General features: G+C 60.7%; 4 protein-coding genes. All 4 read left to right on the top strand.

Going from position 1 to position 4,979, the window contains the following annotated elements; translation table 11 throughout:
- The first annotated feature begins 421 nt into the window (after positions 1 to 421).
- From ACUCV0_RS23895 to ACUCV0_RS23880, 4 genes are read left to right on the top strand one after another with little or no spacing between them, the layout of a single operon-like run.
- The gene (locus ACUCV0_RS23895) at positions 422 to 952 is read left to right on the top strand and encodes a hypothetical protein (RefSeq protein WP_158895553.1); all 531 of its coding nucleotides are present in this window, start codon (positions 422 to 424) and stop codon (positions 950 to 952) included.
- Positions 949 to 2,010, top strand: a complete 1,062-nt coding sequence (gene traF, locus ACUCV0_RS23890; protein WP_482213915.1) for a conjugal transfer protein TraF — start codon at positions 949 to 951, stop codon at positions 2,008 to 2,010. The genes ACUCV0_RS23895 and traF overlap by 4 nt, the downstream gene beginning before the upstream one ends.
- A complete protein-coding gene (locus ACUCV0_RS23885; protein WP_482213914.1) occupies positions 1,994 to 3,427 on the top strand; it encodes a conjugal transfer protein TraH in 1,434 nt (477 codons plus the stop codon). Before traF ends, ACUCV0_RS23885 begins: the two co-directional genes overlap by 17 nt.
- Positions 3,427 to 4,908, top strand: a complete 1,482-nt coding sequence (locus tag ACUCV0_RS23880) for a conjugal transfer protein TraG N-terminal domain-containing protein (RefSeq protein ID WP_482213913.1) — start codon at positions 3,427 to 3,429, stop codon at positions 4,906 to 4,908. The genes ACUCV0_RS23885 and ACUCV0_RS23880 overlap by 1 nt, the downstream gene beginning before the upstream one ends.
- Positions 4,909 to 4,979: the final 71 nt, after the last annotated feature.

Genomic DNA, 4,979 nt, shown 5'->3' with positions numbered 1-4,979 from the left:
CGCCATCACAGGGGCAGGCTAGCAAACACGACTTTTCAGACAAGCCCTAAGATCCGTGCTGACGTGTCGGCAACCCTTGAGCAGGTTGACCGGGACAGTGAGCGTATGGCTCGGCCGTTTTGGAAAGTGTTTCCGTTCGTAGGCGGTGCCATCACAGCGGCCGCGGCAGCTACGCTCGTACATTTTCTGATGTAACCGCTTTCTGCTCAATGAGCCCTCGTTCGAGGGCTTTTTTGTGCCTGATCTATCGCTCAACCTTACCGTACACCCCCGAGCGCCACCGACCGCTACTCATCGATGTGAGTCGCCGCTCACGCTCGTCTCGTGCTTATTCATACCCGGGAAGGGAGTGAATCGGGCACAGAACCTGCTCGTTGCTGAATAACGTTGTGCCCATCGACTTTCTAGTCTGGATGCGCACATGACCCCTTCGTTAGCGACTTCGGTAGCCGTCAGCCCTTCTTTCGCCCCTACCTCCTGCCTGCCAGCGCTGCTGGAAACCTACGGCGAGGTGATGACGCCGGAGCAAATTGCAGTTGAGCTCGAGTACAGCGCCGGCTACGTACGCAAGAAGATCGGCTGCGCCAAATACCAGCATCTGCCCTGGGTGATGTCGATCGCGCCACACCGGCGCCGGCAGGGCCTTGTCTGGGTCTATGCTACCTGTGGGGTCGCAGCGTTCCTGGAAAGCCAGCGAACATCGCTCGAGCCGGATAGCGGCTTTTCCAAGAACCTACCGCGGTTGCTCGAGGCATATGGAAAAGCAATGACGGTGGAGCAGGTAGCAAAAGCGCTGGGCTACCGCTTGAACTATGTCAGCAAGAAGATCGGGAATGCCTCCTATCAGCACCTGCCCTGGGTGACCGCCATTGCCCGGCACCGGCGCAAGCGCGGAGCCCGTTGGGTCTATGCGACCGAGGCAGTCGCCTTGTATTTGGATCGCGTCGAATGAGGCGCGCCGTCCTGTCGTTAACGGTGGCTGCCACGCTTTGGTCGATTGCACCTCTAAGCGGGGCTATTGCAGCGGAAGGCGTTGCTGACGGAACGAAAGAATCTTTCGCTGCACCTGGTAGTGAGAGCTTCTATCGCGGAAAGGCCGAGGGCTGGTTTTGGTACAAGGACCCTGCGGACGAGGAGCCTGAGCTTGAGGCCAAAGCGCCACTCCCGCCTCCACCACCACCTGCCCCCACACAAAAGGCTGAGCCGCCGGCGGCGCCTGCAGCGGCTCCTGGCCCCGAGCTGTTCAGCGTCGCCTGGATCCGCGACAACCTGCCCAAGTACCGCAACCGCGCGATCGACAATCCGACCGATGTCAATGTGCAGGCCTACTACTACCTGCAGCGCGTGATGATGGACAAATCGTCCAAGTTCTCCGAGCGCTCCAGCCAGGTGATTATGCGCGACCCGTTCCTCGACGAGGACAGCCGGCGGCCGGTGGCCACCTATGCGGCGAACGCGCTCAATCGGGAGGTCTCGAACAATCGCGACAAGGTGCTCAAGGGCTTGGCCAACAAGGTCAGCCTCTTCTTCTTCTTCAAGGGCAACTGCGTGCTCTGTGCGGAGCAGGCAGCCGTGCTGCAGTCCCTGACTGCCGCCACCGGCATCCGGATCATTCCGGTCTCACTGGACGGCGCCCCCCTCGACAACGGCTTGTTCGCGAACTATCGCACCGACGATGGCCAGGCCAAGAAGCTCGAGGTCTATCAGGCCCCTGCCCTCGCCTTGGCGATCCCGCCGGGCCGCACCGAGATCGTCGGCTACGGCGCCATCACCCTGGACGTGCTGTTCAATCGGGTCCTGATCGCTGCGCGCGAAGCGGCGCTCATCGACCAGAAGACCTTCGCGTCCACACAGCCCTTCTTCGACAACGGCCTGCTGACCCTCAAGGACAACGACGGGCTCAGCCAGGACCAGATCGACCAAGACCCCGCCGCATTTGTTGAGAGCATGCGCCGCAAGCTCGCCCGCAAGACCATAGATGGAGAGGTGCCCCATGAGGCGCAGCAGTAAGCAGTCGTTGTGCGCAGCCGTGCTGGTTGCGGCCCTTGCGCCCCTGGGCGCCTACGCCAACATCGAGAGCCAGCTGGACTCGATGTTCAACTCAATGTCCAACAGCACCGACCCGGGCATGTACCAGACGGCGACCCGAGGCGTGGTCAGTGGCGGCTCGATGCGGATCCGGAATCAGATCGCAACGGCGCCGGTGGTCTCCTTCCGACCGCCCTCCTTTCAGGCCGGCTGCGGCGGTATCGACATGTTCGCCGGCTCCTTCTCGTTCATCAACGCGCAGCAGTTCGTTCAGTCGCTGCGCTCCATCGCCTCTAACTCGGTAGGTGTCGCGTCGGGCTACGCGTTCAAGCTAGCGCTTAAGGCCATGGGACCGACGGTGGAGAACACCATCGCCAACCTGCAGGAGACCATGCAGGACCTCAACGGCCTCATGTCCAATAGCTGCCAGCTCGCCCAGGGCCTGGTGACGGACGCGTTCTCGGCGTTCGAGGGCAAGGACAACATGCAGACGGCCACGGGGAACACCGTGAAGGGCCTCGCTGACAGCTTCGGCTCTCTCTTCTCCGGCAGCACCAACTCGAAGTCCCCTACGGAAGAGAAGAGCAAGGCCGGCAACTTCGTCAGCTGTGAGGACACCGGCAACGTCGTCTGGTGTGCCATGCAGCAGTACAACAGCCAGCAGTTCTTCAAGTACGGATCTCAGCAGACCGACGAGATGATCATGTCCTTCACCGGCTCGGTAGTCATCACCGGCCTGGTGGACGCGGCCGATGGCAAGGGGCAGGTACCTGAGACCAAGCCGATATTGCCGACCAGCATCTCGCTGCAGGACATCATCGAGGGCCAGAAGACCGAGACGGTGCAGATCTACTCGTGCGGCGGAGACAAGGCCGCGTGCCTCACGCCCAGCACCCAGTCGATCGCCTTCGACGGCTTGGCGGAGAAAATCATTAAAGGCTTCAACGGCTCAACCAGCTCCGTCGGCATCGTGCACAAGTGGGCGACTAACACAGGGACGTTCAACAACGATGAGCAAGCCATCCTCAACATGATGCAGAAACCAGGCTTCGCCGGCATGGTGCAGCGGCTGTCGCAAGGCAGCGAATCGATGGCGCGTGGCTTTGTCTCCGCTCACGCGAAGATGCTGGCGCTCGAGGGCGCATATTCGCTCGTGAAATCCTACATCGACACGGCTGAAACGGTGATCACGCGCAGCAAGATGGTCGACAAGCTGGGTAAACCTGCCGGCGAATTCATCGGTACCGCACGGGACCGCCTGGTGCAGGAACGTCAGGCGCTACTGAGCCACTACGGCAATGAGAACGACCTGGTGCTCGACTACGAGGCGCGGATGAAGGTGCTGCCCACGCCTGCAGCATTCATCAACGTCGAAAAACCTGTACAGGGAGCTCAGTAATGGAGTTCTCGATCTACTCGGTCGGGTCAGCGACCTACCTCGAAAGCATCCTCAACGCGGTAGCCATGATCTCAGGATCGGGCAGCATCGAATCGTTGGCCAAGGTCGGTCTGTTGATCGGCACCCTCTTCCTGGGCTTCCAAGCGGTATTCAAAAACCAGGCGATTCCTTTCCAGCAAGTGGGCGTCGCGCTGATCCTGTACATGGCGCTGTACGGGCCAACCGGCCGGGCGGTCGTGGAGGACGTGTATGACGGCACGGTCGTGGTCGTCGACAACGTGCCGATCGGACCGCTGTTCGTAGGATCCGTGGTGTCCAACATTGGCTACAAGCTGACCAGGGAGATGGAGCAGGCCTTCTCCACGCCGGCCATGACCACCTATGGCTTCGCCGATCCCCTGACCACCTTGATGAAGGTGCGCGGAGCGACCCGCAATGCCTTGGCGATGCCGTCTGTAATGGGCGACACCCTTGCAGGCGGAGACTTCGTACGGTCGTGGATGACCTACATCAAGGAGTGCACCCTGGTCGGGGTCGGCCGCAACGTGGCCGCCTACGGGGCCCTCATGCGAAGCAATAACCCTGTCGATGCCATGAGATTCGAAAGCCAGGTCTACGGGACCGAGATCTTCGAGGGCAACACCGGCGTGGGCACCTATTACACCTGCTCCGAAGCGCACACCCGGCTCAAAGCTCTTAGCGCTTCCACGCAGAGCGGCATCATGGACGACGTCGCGAAGCTGGCGTTCCAAAAGCCGGGCAAGACCGTCACTGGGGATGATGTCACCACCCGGGTCGACGATGCGCTGCGCGGTCTGAATCTTCAAGTGGCCGACGCTCGTGCCTTCACCATGGCGTCCGTACTGCTCCCGATCTTCGAGCGAGCGCCGGCACAGAAGGCCCTCGAGGATCAGCAAGGCGCCTACGCCATCATGCTCAGCCAGGCTCAGGCGCAACAAGCCACCCAGTGGGCTGTAGAAGGCTCGATGTTCACACGCTACGTCCGGCCGTTCCTGACGTTCTTCGAAGGCCTGATCTACGCCATCACCCCACTTATGGCATTCCTCCTGGTGATGGGCACCTTCGGGATGAACCTCATCACCAAGTACATCACCATGCTGTGCTGGATGATGCTGTGGCAACCCATGTCGGCCATCGTCAACCTCTATACCAAATGGTACACCGGAACAGTGATGGAAGGGTTGCTGGCCACCACCAGCAGCATCACTGACGGCAATGCGCTTTCGTTCGAGATGATGAAGCAGATGATGCCTGCACTGGACAGCGCGATCGGCGTTGCCGGCCTGATGGCATCTTCGGTACCAGTGATCAGCATGTTCCTGGTCACCGGAAGCGCGGTCGCGTTCACCAGCATGGCCCAGCGTCTCGGGGGATCCGATCAGATCAACGAGAAGATCGTATCGCCAGACATTGTTACCCCCCTCCGCGGGCCTACAAACCACTCCTCATGCCACGAGTGACTACGACAAGGCCTACGAATCAATGGCTCCGAAAATCAGCGTGGAACCATCGATATCTCGCAAGGCCTTTC

This window comes from Pseudomonas sp. VMV1, assembly GCF_056790235.1.
This window is presented reverse-complemented; position numbering and strand designations above follow the sequence as displayed.